General features: G+C 58.4%; 20 protein-coding genes and 4 tRNA genes. 16 read left to right on the top strand and 8 right to left on the bottom strand.

All coding sequences use genetic code 11. The features are described 5' to 3' along the window. Positions 1 to 82: 82 nt before the first annotated feature. Positions 83 to 277: a hypothetical protein gene (locus KVG87_RS18725; RefSeq protein WP_056789862.1), complete on the bottom strand. Its 195-nt coding sequence runs from the start codon at positions 275 to 277 to the stop codon at positions 83 to 85. Positions 278 to 506: 229 nt separating this feature from the next. Next, positions 507 to 887 carry a hypothetical protein gene (locus KVG87_RS18720; protein ID WP_024013471.1) on the bottom strand — a complete coding sequence of 127 codons (381 nt, stop codon included), beginning with the start codon at positions 885 to 887 and terminating at the stop codon, positions 507 to 509. 243 nt (positions 888 to 1,130) lie between these two features. Between KVG87_RS18720 and KVG87_RS18715 the strand changes: the two genes are divergently transcribed. Then, the gene (locus KVG87_RS18715; protein ID WP_217851977.1) at positions 1,131 to 1,949 is read left to right on the top strand and encodes a shikimate 5-dehydrogenase; all 819 of its coding nucleotides are present in this window, start codon (positions 1,131 to 1,133) and stop codon (positions 1,947 to 1,949) included. 200 nt (positions 1,950 to 2,149) lie between these two features. Further along, on the top strand, positions 2,150 to 2,668 hold the full coding sequence (locus KVG87_RS18710; RefSeq protein ID WP_197891482.1) for a cupin domain-containing protein: 519 nt from the start codon (positions 2,150 to 2,152) through the stop codon (positions 2,666 to 2,668). 128 nt (positions 2,669 to 2,796) lie between these two features. Here the strand turns inward: KVG87_RS18710 and KVG87_RS18705 are convergent, their stop codons facing one another. Next, complete coding sequence (locus KVG87_RS18705) at positions 2,797 to 3,441, bottom strand: YceH family protein (protein WP_041477166.1); 645 nt, start codon at positions 3,439 to 3,441, stop codon at positions 2,797 to 2,799. Positions 3,442 to 3,566: 125 nt separating this feature from the next. Between KVG87_RS18705 and KVG87_RS18700 the strand changes: the two genes are divergently transcribed. Then, entirely contained in the window at positions 3,567 to 4,076 is a 510-nt protein-coding gene (locus KVG87_RS18700; RefSeq protein ID WP_016775348.1) for a DUF1993 domain-containing protein, read from the top strand. Positions 4,077 to 4,234: 158 nt separating this feature from the next. Here the strand turns inward: KVG87_RS18700 and sstT are convergent, their stop codons facing one another. After that, a complete protein-coding gene (gene sstT / locus KVG87_RS18695) occupies positions 4,235 to 5,467 on the bottom strand; it encodes a serine/threonine transporter SstT (protein WP_024013468.1) in 1,233 nt (410 codons plus the stop codon). Positions 5,468 to 5,774: 307 nt separating this feature from the next. Here sstT and KVG87_RS18690 point away from each other — a divergent pair, with 307 nt between their 5' ends. After that, entirely contained in the window at positions 5,775 to 6,932 is a 1,158-nt protein-coding gene (locus tag KVG87_RS18690) for an MFS transporter (protein ID WP_016775346.1), read from the top strand. On the opposite strand, the gene nhaR is transcribed toward KVG87_RS18690, so the two are convergent. Continuing rightward, positions 6,927 to 7,826, bottom strand: coding sequence for a transcriptional activator NhaR (gene nhaR, locus KVG87_RS18685; protein ID WP_217851975.1), 900 nt, complete (start codon positions 7,824 to 7,826; stop codon positions 6,927 to 6,929). The genes KVG87_RS18690 and nhaR overlap by 6 nt on opposite strands. Positions 7,827 to 7,959: 133 nt before the next feature. Between nhaR and KVG87_RS18680 the strand changes: the two genes are divergently transcribed. Together KVG87_RS18680 and KVG87_RS18675 are read left to right on the top strand one after the other, a co-directional pair. Further along, positions 7,960 to 8,202, top strand: coding sequence for a hypothetical protein (locus KVG87_RS18680; protein WP_024013465.1), 243 nt, complete (start codon positions 7,960 to 7,962; stop codon positions 8,200 to 8,202). A gap of 29 nt (positions 8,203 to 8,231) precedes the next feature. Next, positions 8,232 to 8,981, top strand: a complete 750-nt coding sequence (locus KVG87_RS18675; RefSeq protein WP_056788748.1) for a TerC family protein — start codon at positions 8,232 to 8,234, stop codon at positions 8,979 to 8,981. A gap of 126 nt (positions 8,982 to 9,107) precedes the next feature. Here KVG87_RS18675 and KVG87_RS18670 read toward each other — a convergent pair whose 3' ends face one another. Beyond that, entirely contained in the window at positions 9,108 to 9,272 is a 165-nt protein-coding gene (locus tag KVG87_RS18670; RefSeq protein ID WP_164488349.1) for a hypothetical protein, read from the bottom strand. Between the two features lie 235 nt (positions 9,273 to 9,507). Between KVG87_RS18670 and KVG87_RS18665 the strand changes: the two genes are divergently transcribed. The 3 genes from KVG87_RS18665 (at position 9,508) to KVG87_RS18655 (ending at position 10,695) form a co-directional block, all read left to right on the top strand. Continuing rightward, a complete protein-coding gene (locus KVG87_RS18665; protein WP_217851973.1) occupies positions 9,508 to 10,179 on the top strand; it encodes a C39 family peptidase in 672 nt (223 codons plus the stop codon). Positions 10,180 to 10,269: 90 nt separating this feature from the next. Continuing rightward, positions 10,270 to 10,476 (top strand): DUF6021 family protein, encoded by a 207-nt coding sequence (locus KVG87_RS18660; protein ID WP_041477158.1) that lies wholly within the window; start codon positions 10,270 to 10,272, stop codon positions 10,474 to 10,476. 12 nt (positions 10,477 to 10,488) lie between these two features. Continuing rightward, positions 10,489 to 10,695 carry a hypothetical protein gene (locus KVG87_RS18655; protein ID WP_217851971.1) on the top strand — a complete coding sequence of 69 codons (207 nt, stop codon included), beginning with the start codon at positions 10,489 to 10,491 and terminating at the stop codon, positions 10,693 to 10,695. 54 nt (positions 10,696 to 10,749) lie between these two features. Here KVG87_RS18655 and pbpG read toward each other — a convergent pair whose 3' ends face one another. Together pbpG and folD are read right to left on the bottom strand one after the other, a co-directional pair. Continuing rightward, entirely contained in the window at positions 10,750 to 11,688 is a 939-nt protein-coding gene (gene pbpG, locus KVG87_RS18650) for a D-alanyl-D-alanine endopeptidase (RefSeq protein WP_073471341.1), read from the bottom strand. A gap of 229 nt (positions 11,689 to 11,917) precedes the next feature. Further along, positions 11,918 to 12,772 (bottom strand): bifunctional methylenetetrahydrofolate dehydrogenase/methenyltetrahydrofolate cyclohydrolase FolD, encoded by an 855-nt coding sequence (folD, locus tag KVG87_RS18645; RefSeq protein WP_016775338.1) that lies wholly within the window; start codon positions 12,770 to 12,772, stop codon positions 11,918 to 11,920. Positions 12,773 to 13,047: 275 nt separating this feature from the next. On the opposite strand from folD, the gene KVG87_RS18640 reads away from it, so the two are divergent. The 7 genes from KVG87_RS18640 (at position 13,048) to clpX (ending at position 17,364) form a co-directional block, all read left to right on the top strand. Then, positions 13,048 to 13,124 (top strand) — tRNA-Arg (locus KVG87_RS18640). Positions 13,125 to 13,156: 32 nt separating this feature from the next. Beyond that, positions 13,157 to 13,232, top strand: a tRNA-His gene (locus KVG87_RS18635). Between the two features lie 57 nt (positions 13,233 to 13,289). Continuing rightward, positions 13,290 to 13,374: transfer RNA gene (locus KVG87_RS18630), tRNA-Leu, on the top strand. A gap of 77 nt (positions 13,375 to 13,451) precedes the next feature. Next, a tRNA-His gene (locus KVG87_RS18625) sits at positions 13,452 to 13,527 on the top strand. 402 nt (positions 13,528 to 13,929) lie between these two features. Continuing rightward, entirely contained in the window at positions 13,930 to 15,240 is a 1,311-nt protein-coding gene (tig, locus tag KVG87_RS18620; RefSeq protein ID WP_016775337.1) for a trigger factor, read from the top strand. A gap of 92 nt (positions 15,241 to 15,332) precedes the next feature. Beyond that, positions 15,333 to 15,968: an ATP-dependent Clp endopeptidase proteolytic subunit ClpP gene (gene clpP, locus KVG87_RS18615; protein ID WP_016775336.1), complete on the top strand. Its 636-nt coding sequence runs from the start codon at positions 15,333 to 15,335 to the stop codon at positions 15,966 to 15,968. 112 nt (positions 15,969 to 16,080) lie between these two features. Further along, the gene (gene clpX, locus KVG87_RS18610; protein ID WP_016775335.1) at positions 16,081 to 17,364 is read left to right on the top strand and encodes an ATP-dependent Clp protease ATP-binding subunit ClpX; all 1,284 of its coding nucleotides are present in this window, start codon (positions 16,081 to 16,083) and stop codon (positions 17,362 to 17,364) included. Positions 17,365 to 17,475: the final 111 nt, after the last annotated feature.

Here is a 17,475-nt window from a genome sequence, read left to right as displayed (position 1 = left end):
ATGGGGCTACCTTAGGGATTTGCCGGCACGACGGACAATCAACGCTTTCGATAGTGGTCATTGATGCCAGTGAGGTCTGGCGTCATTCGACCACTTGATCGAGCATGTGCATGACTTCGCGCTCATTGAGCAGGCCCTTGTGCACCAGGTTTTCGGCGAGCAGGGACAGCAGCTTGGCGCAGCGATGGCCTTCCAGGTGCTTGAGCTCGGTGAGCGCGCTGTACACCTTGTTCGAGGTGCACAGACCGACGATGCGGTGCGGGTTTTGTGTGGGCATACAGTCGTCCTTGTTGTTATCGATCTGTTGTTTACGGACGGATTCAGATTGCGGTTCCGTCATGACAAAGCGGTGACCGTTTGATGAAAAAAGCCCAACGGTCGATTCCATCATGCCGACTTTAGCTGCTCGAACTGTCCTCACAGCGACCTTGGCGAGATTTTTTCAGACGTTGGCCGACCAGCGGTCATAAAAAAGCCCCGCTTGAAAACGGGGCTCTGTGTTGCGCTTACCAGCGTGGACCGCCGTAGTAGCCATGCGGGCCGCCGTAGTAGCCGTGGGGGCGACCGTAATAACCGCGAGGCGGGCCGTAGTAGACGGGGGCCGGCTGCACGTAGACCGGTTGCTGCACATAAACCGGCGCCGGCTGGTAATAGACCGGCGGTGGCGGTTGCTGCACGTAGACCGGTTGCGGCTGTACATAAACCGGCTGCTGCTGCACGTACACCGGCCGATCCTGGTTGATCAGTGCCGAGCCGATGATGGCCGAGCCGACGATCGCGCCAAACACTGCAGGGCCCTGCCAGCCATGGCCACCACCCGCTTCAGCCTGGCCGGTGACGGCAAGTGCGCCAATCAACAAAGCCATGATGGGAAGTTTACGAATCATGATAAGTCCTCGGTTCTTCGACCCGGCGCCGCGGCCTGAATCAGGCCCACAGTTGTCGCGGGGATACAGCTAAGACAGCAAAATTGCGAAATTCAGCACAGCCGCTGGGTAAATTTTGTGTAAGGTCTGTAGCGGCTTCTTTACCCGGCAGCGCGGCGCCACAGACAAGCCTCAATGATGATTCAGAACCCGGTGGGCTGGCCAATCCCGTCCATCCGAAAGTGCGTTTGAAGGAGAAGTTTCATGCAGATGAACCCGAACAAAGACACCCAACTGTGCATGTCCCTGTCGGGGCGCCCGGGGAATTTCGGTCTGCGTTTTCACAACCATTTGTATGAACAGCTGGGCCTGAATTTCTACTACAAGGCGTTCAGCAGCCAGGACCTGACCGGCGCGGTCGGTGGCATTCGGGCACTGGGCATTCGCGGCTGCGGCGTGTCGATGCCGTTCAAGGAAGCCTGCATTGCGCTGGTCGATGAGCTGGATGCGTCGGCGGCGGCGATCCAGTCGATCAACACCATCGTCAACACTGGCGGCCACCTCAAGGCCTACAACACCGATTACATCGCCGTCGCGCAATTGCTGGAAAGCCACGCGGTGCCGAAGGATTCCACCTTCGCGCTGCGTGGCAGCGGCGGCATGGCCAAAGCGGTGGCCAGCGCCCTGCGCGATGGTGGCTACAAGAACGGTTTGATGGTCGCCCGTAACGAGCGGGCCGGGCGCGCCCTGGCGGATTCGCTGGGTTATCGCTGGCAGGCCGAGCTGGGTGACGAGCGCCCGCAGATGCTGATCAATGTCACCCCGGTAGGCATGGACGGCGGGCCGGAGGCGGGGCAACTGGCGTTCGAGCCTGAAGTGATCAAAGCGGCTGAGACTGTATTCGACGTGGTGGCGATCCCTTCGGAGACGCCGCTGATCGTGCGGGCGCGGGCCGAGGGCAAGCGAGTGATTACCGGGCTTGAGGTGATTGCGATTCAGGCGCTGGAGCAATTTGTCCTGTACACCGGGGTGCGGCCGAATGAGGCGCAGTTTGCGGCGGCGGTGGATTTTGCGCGCAGCTGATTGATCTTTTAGTGGCTGGGCTGGCCTCTTCGCGAGCAGGCTCGCTCCCACAGATTGAGCGTGTTCCTCCAGTTGGAATGCGATTGAAGGTGGGAGCGAGCCTGCTCGCGAAGGCCGCGCTGCGGTTCTGGATCACTATCTATAATCCTCGCCAGCACGCACAGACGTGCTCATCACAAAAACCATAACCGAGGCCGCCCATGCATCCGCCCATCCTCAATCTCAACGAGGTCGAACTCGAAGCCCTTCCCGAAGCCCTGGCCCCTGAAGGCGACACCGCCGGGCGTTATCAGCAGCGTATCGCGCGGATCGGTCAGCAACTCGGTGCGCAGAAACTCGGTTATCGCCTGTATGCACTGCCAGCGGGCATGCGCGGCAGTCCATTCCACAGCCATCGGGTCAATGAGGAGATGTTCTACGTGGTGGCCGGGGAGGGCGAGGTGCGGTTGGGAGGCGAGCGTTTTCCGATCCGCGCCGGTGATGTGATCGCCTGCCCACCGGGCGGACCCGAGAAGGCGCATCAGATCATCAATACCAGCGCGGGCGAACTGCGTTATCTGGCGGTGAGCACTCAGCAGCAGCCGGAGATCTGCGAGTACCCGGATTCGAACAAGTATGCGGTGATGGATAATTTCACGGTGGATGCCGAGGGCAATGCCTCGGGCTTTGTAGCTGTCGCGCGGCAGGTGGATGGGGTGGATTATTGGGATGGGGAATAAAATCTGAAATTCGCAGATGTCCCCTGTGGGAGCGAGCTTGCTCGCGAAGGCGGCGGGTCATTCAAGATCGTGGTGACTGACACTACGCTTTCGCGAGCAGGCTCGCTCCCACAGAGGTTCTGTTGCGATTATTCGAGGCGGGCCAGGCGTTCTTCCAGCGCTGCGATCCGCGCTTCCAGTTCCTCGATACGCTCCAGGGAAACGCCAGCGCTCGAGCGCTCCCCAGGATTCTGCCGTGCCGCCAATATCGCCTCGATATCCGCCGGATCGCCCAAGGCATGGGTGTAGCGATCCTCACGCTGCCCGGCCTGACGCGGAATCAACACCGCCAGGCCGCGTGCGATCAGGCGTTCAAGCTGATGCACGACCTGCTCGGCGTCCTCGAACTCGTGCATGCGCCCGCTGCGGGTCAGCAGTTCGTTGACGGTCTGCGGACCGCGCAGAAACATCAAACCCGTCAGAATCACCTGTGCCGGCACCAGTTCCAGCGCCTTGTCTACCTTGTGCTCCCAGCGGTCGGCACGGCTGCCCATCACCAGCCGGGTGAAACCACGACCCTCCAGCGCCCGCAGGCTCTGCCCGACCTGACCCTGATTGAGGTTCATTACCGGTTCGCGACTGGTTTTCTGATTGCAGGCCAGCACCAGCGCGTTGAGGGTCAGCGGATAGGTTTCCGGGCTGGTGGCCTGTTTTTCGATCAGCGCACCGAGAATGCGGATTTCCGTGGCATTTAACCGTGGCTGTTCGGAGGTGGATTCTTGTTCGTTGCTCATCGCGCGTTCCCTCTGCAGTCGAAGCCGCCTAGCCTAATCCTTGCCAAACAAAAGGCAAGCCGTGTGCTCATCAAGCATGGCTATAATCGCCACCACGTATTACCCAGCCATCACATGAGATTGCCATGACCATTTCACTGTACGCCGCATCCGTCCCGGTTTTTCAACAAATGCTCAACGCCCTGAGCGATGTGCTGAAAAAGGCCGAAGCCCACGCCAGCGCGAAAAACATCGACCAGAGCGTCTTCCTGCAAGCGCGTCTGTACCCGGACATGTTCCCACTGGTGCGTCAGGTGCAGATCGCCGTGGATTTCGCCAAAGGCGTGTCGGCGCGTCTGGCCGAAGTCGAACTGCCGAAGTACGACGACACTGAAACCACCTTTGCCGAGCTGCAAGCGTTGATCGCCAAGGTCCTGGCCTTCATCGGCGAGATCAAGCCAGAGCAGATCGATGGCAAGGAAGGCATCGAAATCGTGACCCGTCCGGGCACGCCGAAGGAGAAGCGCTTCAGTGGTCAGGCGTATCTGCTGACTTACGGCCTGCCGCAGTTCTTCTTCCACGTCACCACCACCTACGCGCTGCTGCGTCATAACGGTGTTGAAGTGGGCAAGCGCGATTACATGGGCGCGTTCTAAAAACCCGGATACGAAAAAGCCCGCCAAGGTTCGCGCCTTGGCGGGCTTTTGTTTTTCTGTGGGAGCGAGCTTGCTCGCGAATGCGGCGTATCAGGCGATATTAATGCTGAATGTCTCGCCCCTTTCGCGAGCAGGCTCGCTCCCACAAGGTAAGGCGGTTACGCCGTACGCTGAGCCTTCTCTTCCTCGCCCAGGCAAGCTGCCGCTGTAAACAGCACGTCAGTCGACGAGTTCAGTGCGGTCTCCGCCGAATCCTGCAGCACGCCAATAATGAAGCCCACCGCCACGACCTGCATGGCAATCTCGCTCGGGATGCCGAACAGGCTGCACGCCAGCGGAATCAGCAGCAGCGACCCACCTGCCACACCCGAAGCGCCACAGGCGCAAATGGCTGCGACGACGCTGAGCAGGATCGCGGTCGGAATGTCCACTGCGATGCCTAAAGTGTGCACCGCCGCCAGGGTCAGCACGGTAATGGTGATCGCCGCACCGGCCATGTTGATGGTGGCGCCGAGCGGGATCGATACCGAGTAGGTGTCTTCGTGCAGGCCCAGGCGCTTGCTCAATTCCAGGTTGACCGGAATGTTCGCCGCCGAGCTGCGGGTGAAGAACGCGGTGATGCCGCTTTCGCGCAGGCACATCAGGGTCAACGGGTACGGATTGCGGCGCAGCTTCCAGAACACGATCAGCGGGTTCATCACCAGCGCGACAAACAGCATGCAGCCCAGCAGCACCGCCAGCAGGTGCGCGTAGCCGAGCAGCGCGCCGAAACCGGAGGTGGCCAGTGTCGAAGCGACCAGGCCGAAAATGCCCAGCGGCGCGAAGCGAATGACCACGCGGACGATCACGGTGACGCCGTTGGACAAGTCACCGAGCACTTCGCGAGTGGTGTCGCCAGCGTGGCGGATGGCAATGCCCATGCCGATCGCCCAGGCCAGAATGCCGATGAAGTTGGCATTCATCAGCGCGCTGACCGGGTTGTCGACGACGCTCAGCAACAGGCTTTGCAGGACTTCGCCGATGCCGCCGGGCGCAGTCACGGCAACGTTCTCGGTGGACAACACCAGATTTGACGGGAACGCCATGCTGGCGACCACGGCCACCACCGCAGCGCTGAATGTACCCAGCAGGTAGAGGAACAGGATCGGCCGGATGTGGGTTTCCTGACCGTGCTTGTGGTTGGCGATCGAGGCCATCACCAGCACGAACACCAGAATCGGCGCCACGGCTTTCAACGCCGAGACAAATACCTTGCCGATGAACGCGGTGGACTTCGCCAGCTCCGGTGCAATCAGGGCCAGGGCAATACCGGCGATCAGACCAATGACGATCTGGCTGACCAGACTCAGGCGTTTCAGGCGTTGCAGTAACGAAGGGGATGAAGCGGTCATAGCGGCATCTCTGTTTTTTATAGGGTGCGAAGCGTCGTGGGCAGTCACGAAACGCCTGTCGAAGTGACATCAACGCCGCCAAACGGCACGTTGAACAGCTGTACGATTTTCAGGGCGCGGACTTTATCACAGCGTAGGCGTGAACCTTCAGGCCTGTGACGATCTGCCACCGGATCGGCCCGGCAGATCGGCAGTTTTGGGCAACTCAGTGCCGGCACAGTCTGTTAAGCTTCGCCATCCTCATTTTCAAGTTCTGCCAGCGGGCCTCCGGGTCATCGCTGGTGTCGTCGTTTTGCTGGAGTTGCGCATGCTGTTGCCTATTCTTCTGTTGTCCGCCGCCGGGTTCACGGTGCTGACCACGGAATTCGTCATTGTCGGCCTGTTGCCGGCGATCGCCCGAGACCTCGAAGTCAGCATCCCGCAAGCCGGGCTGCTGGTGACCTTGTTTGCCTTTACCGTGGCGCTGTTCGGCCCATTCCTGACCGCGTATTTCGCCCGTTTCGAACGGCGCAAACTGTTCATCAGCATCCTGATCATGTTCGGTCTGGCCAATACCGTTGCAGCGTTGGCGCCGAATATCTGGGTGATGGCCATCGCACGGTTGATTCCGGCGTTGGGTTTGCCAGTGTTCTGGGCATTGGCCAGTGAAACCGCCGTCGACATCGTCGGCCCGGATTTCGCCGGCCGCGCCATCGCCAAGATCGGCTTCGGCATCGTCTGCGCCACTGTGTTCGGCATTCCGGTCGGTACGCTGATTTCCGACGCGTTCGGCTGGCGCAGCGCATTCGGCATCCTGGCGTTGATCGCGTTTGCCAAAGCCTTGCTGCTATTCGTCTACCTGCCGAAAACCAGTCTGCACCAGCATCAGGTCAGCTTCCGTTCGCAGTTCAAGATCCTGCGCAGCCCGCTGATGCTCGGCCATATCTTGTTGTCGATTCTGGTGTTCAGCGGCATGTTCACCGCTTACACCTACCTTGCCGACATCCTCGAACGACTTGCCGGTTTCAACGGCACCGTGGTCGGCTGGTGCCTGATGGCCTTCGGCGCAGTCGGGCTGGTCGGCAACTCGCTCGGTGGGCGAGCGGTGGATCGGCATCCGCTGGGGGCGTCGGTGTTGTTCTGTGCGTTCATGATCGCCGGTATGGTTTCGCTGGTGCCGAACATTCATTCGCCAGTGGGTCTGGCGGTGGCGATGGGCATCTGGGGCGTGACTCAGGCGGCGTTGTTCCTGGTCAGCCACGTGCGCCTGATGAAAGCCGCGCCGGAAGCGCCGGCCTTCGCCGCGTCGCTGAACATCGCCGGGGCCAATCTCGGCATCGGCCTGGGCGCGATGGTCGGCGGCCGGGTGATCGACACTGCCGGCCTGGGCTTCCTGGGCTTTGCCGCTGCCGGCTTCATTTTGCTTTCGGTGTTCCTCGCCATGGTGCTGATGACGCTCAAGCCGCGGGAAGTCTGCGCTTCATAACCCGGTAAACAGCTCGCGTCGGGCACCTTCGGTAATCGCTACGATGCCAGGGTGCTTGACCTTGCGTTCCACCGAAATGGCATAGAACGACTCGCTCACCGCGTCGGTCTGGCCGATCAACTCGACGCCGTACTGGCGCTTCACTTCCTCGGCAATCACGCTCGGGCCGATAAAGATCCCGCTGCCGGATTGGCCGAAGGCCTGCATCAAAGCACTGTCATCGAACTCGCCGACGATCTGCGGCTGGATCTGCTGTTCGGCGAACCAGCGCTGCAAACGACTGCGCACCACGGTTTCCGCGCCGGGAATCAACAGCGGCGCGCCGTGCAGGCTGAGCGGGAAATCCTGGCCATATTTCGCGGCGAGTTCGGCGGTGGCGAAAAAACTGATTCCGCACTCACCGAGCTTCTGGCTGTAGCCTTTGATGTCCAGATGCGAAGGCATCGGGCTGTCGGAAATCACCAGATCCAGACGCTGAATGGCCAGATCGGCGAGCAGGCGTTCGAGTTTGTCTTCGCGACAGGTGATGCGCAGCGGCTCGCTCAATTCCATGGTCGGCGCGATCAGGCGATAAACAATGGATTTGGGTACCACGTCGGCCACGCCGACGCGAAAAAGGATCTGCTGCTCGTTGGGCTGCGCACGCAGCATCAGCTCCAGCTCGCCGCCCAGCTGAAACATCTGCTCGGCGTAGGGCAGGGCCTGACGACCTGCTTCGGTGAGCTCCAGCTGCCGGCCAACGCGGCGAAACAACTCCACGCCATAGGTTTGTTCAAGCAGTGAAATCTGTCCGCTGATGGTCTGTGGCGTCAGGTTCAGTTGCTCGCAGGCGCGGACAATGCTGCCGGTTTTGGCCACAACCCAGAAGTAGTGCAGTTGTCGATAATTGAGCATAGCGGTCGCCACTTCGTGAAAACCGAAGTATAGCCGCTAAAAATACGAATTTTCCTGAAGTGTTCATCTCCCTAGAATGCCCAGCCATCGACGGCCGGTGTGTGCGCCTGTCTGTTTATTCGAAGGAAACTTTATGAAATACACATTTCCCGCAGTGATGTTTGCGTCTTTACTGGTTCTGGCCGGTTGCGACCAGGCGGAAAAAAGCGCCCAGCAACTGATGGGCGCGGCGGCTGAAACCGCCAAACAAGCAATCGACGACACCCATAAAGCCGCCGAGCAAGCGCTCAGTGATGCCACCGGTGGTTTGATCGAGAAAAAAGAAACACCGGAAAAACAAGCGGAAGAATCCGAATCTTCCTCCAAGACCATCTAAACCGTCTTACACAGAGTCAGGACTGACCCATGGAATATCTGTTAGAACTCGCCGCCAGCCCCACCGCTTGGGTTGCTTTGGCCACACTGGTGGTAATGGAAATCGTGCTTGGCATCGATAACCTGATCTTTATTTCGATCCTGACCAACAAACTGCCCGAACAGCATCGGCAGAAGGCGCGCCGTATCGGTATCGGCATGGCCCTGATTCTGCGTCTGGCCCTGTTGAGCACCATCGCGTTCATCGTGCAGTTGACCGAGCCTGTGATCGAAATTCTTGGCCAGGCGTTCTCCTGGAAGGACATGATCCTGATCGCCGGTGGCCTGTTCCTGGTGTGGAAAGCCACGACCGAGATCCATCACAGCATGGACCCGTCGCCGGAAGACCCGAAGACCGCGACTTCCACCGTAACGCTTGGTTTTGCCGCGGCTATCGGTCAGATCCTGATGCTCGACATGGTGTTCTCGATCGACAGCATCATTACCGCTGTCGGCATGACTGAACACTTGCCGATCATGATCATCGCGGTGGTGGTGTCGGTGCTGGTGATGCTGCTCGCGGCTGATCCGCTGGCCAAGTTCATCAACGACAACCCGACCGTGGTCATGCTGGCGCTGGGCTTCCTGATCATGATCGGCATGACGCTGATCGCTGAGGGCTTCGGCGCCCACGTACCGAAAGGCTATGTGTACGCGGCTATGGCGTTCTCGGCCGGTATCGAAGTGTTGAACATGCTGTCGCGCCGGGCGAAGCAGAAGAAGGTTGTTCAGCAGGCGTAATTGCTGAGAACACAAAAAACCGCCTGGGCTGGTTGAGCTCAGGCGGTTTTTTTATTCACCTTTTGCTGAGTTATCGAGAGCGCGCTGCTGCTTAGCGCTCTCATGAGGGAAGGACCTTGTTGGTCTTCAATGCGCAGCAGCGTGCCGCACTGGATGCTTCTCTGTTTTCTCAACCGGCATCGTCTGCACCGGATGATGCCGCCGCGAAATCCGCAGCACACCCCACAACATGGCAGTCGCCACGGCCAGCCAGCCGGCTATCAACATCACAATGGTCATGGTCAGGCTCATTAGTGCCTCCTCTTCGCCCTGCGTCGGGCGCTCGCTTTTCGCAATTCGCTCTATTTCAGTGACAGTCTAGTCAATGGGGTGTTTCAAGCTATTGACCAAAGGTCGTTAGTTACCAATCAGTTTGCTCTATGCAATCGCCCGCTCTGCGGTTTAAGGCTATACCGCAGGCGGGTGCGGCTCTATGATCGCTGGCGTTGCCGGAACACGATGACCGGCGTCTGGAAGAGAGTGATTGATGGTGCAGGTATTTTCTCGAGTGCGTGGAGCGTTGCTTGCCGGCGCTTGCGCGGTGTTGCTGAGCGGATGTGCGGGCAACGTAGCGCCAGAAGTCAAACGCTTGCCGGAGCGGGTTGAACTCAGCGGCACTTTTTATCGTGGCGAAGCCAATCAGAGCGGGCCACAGGTGCTGGCAAGCCTGCTGTCGCAACAAGGCATCGTCATCACCCCGGGCCTTCTGGAGAAACCGCTGCACTTGCCGGGCGCTGAGGACAAGTTGCAGCAGAACATGCAGAACCTCGCCCGGGAATATGGCCTGGTGGTTTATCCGCTCGACAGCAAGCTGCCAGCCTTGCTGACCCAGGTCGCAGCGGGCTATCCGGTCATGGTGCGTTTCAGCGAAGGTTCGGCATTCTGGGCCGAGCCGCGTTACGCGATCCTGTCCGGCTACGACCGCAACAAACAGAAGGTTCTGCTGCGCGCCGGCATGAACCGTCGGCAGTTGATGGATTTCGGCAGCTTTGAAGCAGCGCTCGAAAAGGCCGGTGGCTGGGCAATCCTGATTCAGAAACCGTCGCAGATCCCGGCAGCCGTCGACCGCTCCCGTTGGCTGAAAGCCGCCGATGAACTGGCCCAGGCCGGTGAAGAAAACGCTGCGGCGCAGGCGCGAAAGGCTCTGGCCGCGCAATAAGCCTCCGTTCGTCATCTGCCGGGCACGACTGCGCCCGGCCAGCCTCTGAAGATTAATGCCCGTGCTTCGCGGGTGAATCAAGGAGGCAACATGGCAGATTCCCAAACCCCGAAAGGCCCACACTCGTCCGAACATTCCTCGGGCGATGATCTGGGCTTCGATCCGGATTCGCCGGACCTCGACGATCCGCAAGTTGATCCGGTCGGTCCGGCGAAAGCCCCGCTGGATGTCGAGCCTGGTGAAGATCCGAAGAAACCGGCCAAGCCCTATGATCCGTTAGCCGATCTGAAACCTTGATGTGAGGTGCGTATGAGTACCGATTCAAGCTTCGATGACCGCAAACCTGACAGCGTACCGACCACGCCGGAGCCGGAGGTTGATCCGGTGCTGGACCCGGACAGCCCGATGCGCGACCCGATGGCGCGGCCAAATGTGCTGACGCCGGAGGTTTCGCCAGAGCCGAGCTCGGGCGACGGCATCCCCGATGACGACAAAATGCCGCTGCCCAACGACTGATGCGCAGACGAAAAAAAGCCCCGAACATTCGGGGCTTTTTCATGATTGCTGGATTTACTTCGCCGCCTCGACCACGCCGCTCTGACGGCTCTTGAGGTTCTTGTCGGCTTTGTACTGCTGTGCCACCGCTGGAACACTGGCGCTGCGCCCGGTTTCCACCCAGCTGCGGATACGGCTGGCGTCGGCAAAATGCGTGTATTTGCCAAACGCATCGAGAATCACCAAGGCGACCGGACGGTTGCCCATCTTCGTCACCAGCACCAGGCAATGGCCGGCCGGGTTGGTAAAACCGGTCTTGGTAATCTTGATGTCCCAATCGGCCTTATTGACCAAGTGGTCGGTATTGCGGAAGCCCAAGGTGTAGTTGGGCTTGCGGAACGCCACGGTCTTTTCCTTGGTGGTGGTCAGTTGCACCAGAAGCGGTTGCTTGTGCGCGGCCACCAGCAATTTGCTCAGGTCGCGGGCGGTGGAAACGTTGCGCTCTGACAGCCCGGTTGGCTCGACAAAGTGCGTGCTGGTCATGCCCAGCGCCTTGGCCTTGGCGTTCATTGCCGCAATAAAAGCAGCGTAGCCACCCGGATAGTGGTGCGCAAGGCTGGCGGCGGCGCGGTTTTCCGAAGACATCAAGGCGATCAGCAGCATCTCGCGGCGCGGCAGCTCACTCTTGAGTTTGACGCGGGAGAACACACCCTTCATTTCCGGAGTGTTCCTGATGTCGACATCGATCCATTCGTCCATGTTCTGTCGAGCTTCCACCACGACCAGGCCAGTCATCAGCTTGCTGACGGAAGCGATCGGCACGATCACGTCAGGGTTGCTGGAATAGATGACTTTATTGGTCTGCATATCCATGAGCAGGGCGCTGCCGGACGCGATCTTCAATGTCGAAGCGTCACGTGGAGCAGCGGTGGTTTCCGCAGCGTTGATCGTTGGCGTGATGAATGTGCCTGTAACAGCAAACAACAGGCTCAGAATCGAGAGACGAATTTTCACGCGGGCGAACTCTAAAAGGTTGGATATACCGTTAGTTGTAACGGGTTATTTCTTAAAACCGGCGCATTTTAGGAGTATGGCTGAAGAACTGTCGATGGTTGTTTGAAAGACCTGAAAATCTCGTGAAAAGGCCTGTAAAAAGAGCGGTTTCCGGCGAACGGTTGAAGTTTTTTCTCAGGCATGAAAAACCCCGCACGAGGCGGGGTTCTGGTGCAGCGGAAAAATTCGATCAGACGTGCAGTGTTTCTGCGGCGTAGAGCGTGTTTTCCAGCAGGCAGGCGCGGGTCATCGGGCCAACGCCGCCCGGTACCGGGGTGATCCAGCCGGCGCGGGGCAGGGCGGTTTCGTAGACAACGTCACCGACCAGTTTGCCGTCGTCCTGACGGTTGATGCCGACGTCGATCACGATCGCGCCTTCCTTGATCCACTCGCCCTTGACCAGGCCCGGCTTGCCGGCGGCGACGACCACCAGATCAGCACGGCCGACGTGGCCCGCCAGATCCTTGGTGAAGCGGTGAGTCACGGTGACGGTGCAGCCGGCCAGCAGCAATTCCATGGCCATCGGGCGACCGACGATATTGGAGGCGCCAACGACTACCGCATCCATACCGTAAAGATCAGCGCCAGTGCTTTCCAGCAAAGTCATGATGCCTTTCGGGGTGCAGGGGCGCAGCAGCGGGATGCGCTGGGCCAGGCGACCGACGTTGTACGGGTGGAAGCCGTCGACGTCTTTATCCGGGCGAATGCGTTCCAGCAGCTTGGACGCGTCGAGGTGTTCGGGCAGAGGCAATTGCAGGAGAACGCCGTCGATAGCCGGATCGTCGTTGAGGCGATCGATCAGATCGGTCAGGGCGTCCTGAGTGGTGTCGGAGGGCAGGTCGTAGGCTTGAGAGAGGAAGCCAACCTCTTCACAGTCTTTACGCTTGTGCGAGACATAAACCTGAGAGGCAGGATCGCTGCCGACCAGGATCACCGCGAGGCCGGGGGTGCGCAGGCCTTGCTGGCGACGCTCGGCAACTCGTTGGGCGATCTGCTGGCGCAGGCTGGCGGCGATCGATTTGCCGTCGATTAGTTGTGCAGTCATTGCGCGTGATTAACCATCGAGAGGGGAAAAAATGAGAACGCATTCTCGCATGTCGAGCGGTGAGGGCAAAGGCGCTTGGTCAGCAAATTCCTCTAACTCCTTTAATTAAATGAATTTTTTTCAAAAAGGATTTGACGACCTTTGGAGCCCTCTATACTATTCGTCGCACTTGTCGGGCACAGCCTAGCACTGGTTAAGAAGGTGAAGCGGAATCGAGGTTCTGCGACACTGGAAAGCACTTAGTTTGTAGTCCTTTAAGAGTACAGATTAACAAGGCGCCCGTAGCTCAGCTGGATAGAGCATCCGCCTTCTAAGCGGATGGTCGCAGGTTCGAGTCCTGCCGGGTGCGCCATTAGGCAGCTTTGGCACAAGTAACGCGATATGGTGGGCGTAGCTCAGTTGGTAGAGCACGGGATTGTGACTCCCGTTGTCGTGGGTTCGATCCCCATCGTCCACCCCATATTTCGAAAGGCGCCAGATTTAACGGTCTGGCGCCTTTGCTTTAAAAGCTTCATCCGCGGATGTGGTGGAATTGGTAGACACACTGGATTTAGGTTCCAGCGCCGCGAGGCGTAAGAGTTCGAGTCTCTTCATCCGCACCAAATAAAGCTTCATCTGTGCCTAGGGCCTGATGAAGTTTCGACAAAGAAGTTGTTTGGCTTTTTTGTTACGCAATATGGTGGGCGTAGCTCAGTTGGTAGAGCACGGGATTGTGACTCCCGTTGTCGTGGGTTCGATCCCCATCGTCCACCCCATATTTCGAAAGGCGCCAGATTTAACAGTCTGGCGCCTTTTTTTGTTTTAGCGGTTTCGAAAACCGGCCATGGCCGATTTCGAAGCGCAGGGCAGGGCACTTCATCGCTTTTAAAGGATCGGATGACGCTGAACTGCTCGTCGTTCCGGTTTTGCCGGAACGCCTGTCGGGGCCTATCTGGTAGTTGCTTCTATATATAGAAGCGTTGTTGCAGAGCCCTGACGTGATCGCTTGTATTCGCCAGTGGAGTGCACGGCATTCGTGCGGCGCTCCCTATAAATTGCCTGCTGTTTTTTTACCCGTTTCCAGTAGGGTGACTTCTTGAGTTTGACCCACTAGAATGCATGCCCTTGATTCTGGGGTCGGAAACGGCCGGCTAACGTCTGTGCAACGAGGAATATCCATGCAAGTTTCTGTTGAAAATACTACTGCTCTCGAGCGCCGCATGAGCGTCACCGTGCCGGCAGAGCGCATCGAGACTCAGGTCAACAAGCGTCTGCAGCAGACTGCCCAAAAGGCCAAAATTGCTGGCTTCCGTCCAGGCAAAGTGCCAATGAGCGAAATCAAGCGCCGTTTCGGTGCTGATGCGCGTCAGGAAGCGGTAGGCGACGTCATCCAGTCTTCCTTCTACGAAGCTGTGGTCGAGCAGAAGCTCAACCCTGCCGGTTCGCCTTCGATCGAGCCAAAGTCGCTCGAAGCGGGCAAGGATCTGGAATACGTTGCTGTATTCGAAGTCTTCCCTGAGTTCACCGTTGCTGGCTTCGAAGGCATCACCGTTGAGCGTCTGAGCGCTGAAGTGGCTGACGCTGACCTGGACAAGATGCTCGACATCCTGCGCAAGCAGAACACCCGTTTCGAAGTGGCCGACCGTGCTGCGCAGAACGAAGATCAGCTGAACATCGATTTCGTTGGCAAGGTTGACGGCGAAGTGTTCGCTGGCGGCTCCGCCAAGGGTACTCAGCTGGTGCTGGGTTCCGGCCGCATGATCCCGGGCTTCGAAGAAGGCCTGGTTGGCGCTAAGGCTGGCGAAGAACGCGTTCTGAACCTGACCTTCCCTGAGGACTATCAGAACCTGGACCTGGCTGGCAAAACCGCCGAGTTCACCGTGACCGTCAACACTGTGTCCGAGCCTAAGCTGCCTGAGCTGAACGAAGAGTTCTTCGCTCAATTCGGCATCAAGGAAAGCGGCATCGACGGTTTCCGCACCGAAGTTCGCAAGAACATGGAGCGTGAACTGCGTCAGGCGATCAAATCCAAGGTCAAGAATCAGGTAATGGACGGTCTGCTGGCCACCAACCCGATCGAAGTGCCAAAGGCTCTGCTGTCCAACGAAGTTGACCGTCTGCGCGTGCAGGCTGTTCAGCAGTTCGGCGGCAACATCAAGCCAGACCAACTGCCGGCCGAGCTGTTCGAAGAGCAAGCCAAGCGCCGCGTCGTGCTGGGCCTGATCGTTGCTGAAGTGGTCAAGCAGTTCGATCTGAAGCCTGATGAAGCTCGCGTTCGCGAAATGATTCAGGAAATGGCTTCCGCTTACCAGGAGCCAGAGCAGGTCGTGTCGTGGTACTACAAAAACGAGCAGCAACTGAACGAAGTGCGTTCGGTTGTGCTGGAAGAACAAGTTGTGGATACTGTTCTGCAGAAAGCTAGTGTGACCGACAAATCGGTCTCCTACGAAGAAGCAGTCAAGCCGGTAGAAGCTCCAGCAGCCGACTGATTGATTTTGCGTTAGAAGTGCACACCATAAGCCAGCTCTCGAGCTGGCTTATGCGTATTCAAGACATAACTATTTGGGAGCGACTGCAGAGCATGTTCCGTAATTCTTATATTCAGCAGAACTCTGATATCCAGGCCGCCGGCGGCCTGGTCCCGATGGTTGTCGAGCAGTCCGCTCGTGGCGAACGCGCCTACGACATCTACTCGCGCCTGCTCAAGGAGCGAGTGATCTTTCTGGTGGGCCCGGTAGAGGACTACATGGCCAACCTGATCTGTGCGCAACTGCTGTTCCTTGAAGCGGAAAACCCGGACAAGGACATCCATCTGTACATCAACTCGCCGGGCGGTTCGGTGACTGCAGGCATGTCGATCTACGACACCATGCAGTTCATCAAGCCGAACGTGTCAACCACCTGCATAGGTCAGGCCTGCAGCATGGGCGCATTCCTGCTCACCGCAGGTGCACCGGGCAAGCGTTTCTGCCTGCCGAACTCGCGCGTGATGATTCACCAGCCACTGGGCGGTTTCCAGGGCCAGGCGTCGGACATCGAAATCCACGCCAAGGAAATCCTCTTCATCCGCGAGCGTCTGAACATGCTGATGGCCAAGCACAGCGGCCGTACTCTGGAAGAAATCGAGCGCGATACCAATCGCGACAACTTCATGAGTGCCGAAGCTGCGAAGGAATACGGCCTGATCGACGAAGTGATCAACCAGCGTCCAGCTTAATATAAGCAGCGCAAAACAGGCCTGATCGGCATGTCCGATCAGCGGCGGGCTTGAAAAAGCCCGCAATAGCCTTCATCTTGTGTTGCAAGCCTATCGGATTTGGATCGAACGAATGACTGACACCCGCAACGGCGAGGACAACGGCAAGCTGCTCTATTGCTCCTTCTGTGGCAAAAGCCAGCATGAAGTGCGCAAATTGATTGCCGGCCCCTCGGTCTTTATCTGCGACGAGTGCGTCGACCTGTGCAATGACATCATCCGCGAGGAGGTGCAGGAAGCACAGGCCGAAAGCAGCGCGCATAAATTGCCTTCGCCTAAAGAAATCAGCGGCATCCTTGACCAGTACGTCATTGGTCAGGAGCGTGCAAAAAAGGTTTTGGCCGTAGCGGTGTACAACCACTACAAGCGCCTGAATCAGCGTGACAAAAAGGCTGACGATGTCGAACTCGGCAAGAGCAACATCCTGCTGATCGGCCCGACAGGCTCCGGTAAAACCCTGCTGGCCGAAACACTGGCCCGCTTGCTGAACGTTCCGTTCACCATCGCTGACGCAACTACCCTCACCGAGGCTGGTTACGTGGGTGAAGATGTCGAGAACATCATTCAGAAGCTGCTGCAGAAGTGCGATTACGACGTAGAGAAAGCCCAGATGGGCATTGTCTACATCGATGAAATCGACAAGATTTCCCGCAAGTCCGACAACCCGTCGATCACCCGTGATGTTTCCGGTGAAGGCGTGCAGCAGGCCTTGCTCAAGTTGATCGAAGGCACGGTCGCTTCGGTACCGCCGCAAGGTGGCCGCAAGCATCCGCAGCAGGAGTTCCTGCAGGTCGACACCCGTAACATCCTGTTCATCTGCGGTGGTGCGTTCTCCGGCCTGGAAAAGGTCATTCAGAACCGTTCCACCAAAGGCGGCATCGGCTTCAACGCCGAAGTGCGCAGCAAGGAAGAGGGCAAGAAAGTCGGTGAATCCCTGCGTGAAGTCGAGCCTGACGATCTGGTCAAGTTCGGTCTGATCCCGGAATTCGTCGGTCGTCTGCCGGTCCTGGCGACACTGGACGAGCTCGACGAGGCTGCGCTGATGCAAATCCTCACCGAGCCGAAAAATGCTCTGACCAAACAGTATGCCAAGCTGTTCGAGATGGAAGGCGTGGATCTGGAATTCCGTTCCGACGCGCTGAAATCGGTCGCCAAGCGTGCCCTGGAACGTAAAACCGGTGCCCGTGGCCTGCGTTCGATTCTCGAAGGTGTATTGCTCGACACGATGTATGAAATCCCCTCGCAGTCCGAGGTGAGCAAAGTCGTGATCGATGAAAGCGTGATCGAAGGCAAGTCCAAGCCACTGTATATCTACGAAAACAGTGAGCCGACGGCCAAGGCAGCGCCGGACGCGTAAGCGTTCACAGCGCCGCAACAAAGAAGGGGCCTTCGGGCCTCTTTTTTTTTAAGTCGTTTTTTACCTCCGCTTTGCGCTTGTTTTTTTTCGAGGCAGCCCCCATCTTGGTTT

Origin of the sequence: Pseudomonas siliginis (assembly GCF_019145195.1) — a bacterium.
Taxonomy (GTDB): Bacteria; Pseudomonadota; Gammaproteobacteria; order Pseudomonadales; family Pseudomonadaceae; genus Aquipseudomonas; species Aquipseudomonas siliginis.
Note: the sequence above shows the minus strand (reverse complement) of the source record. Positions and strands in the feature narration are given on the sequence as shown.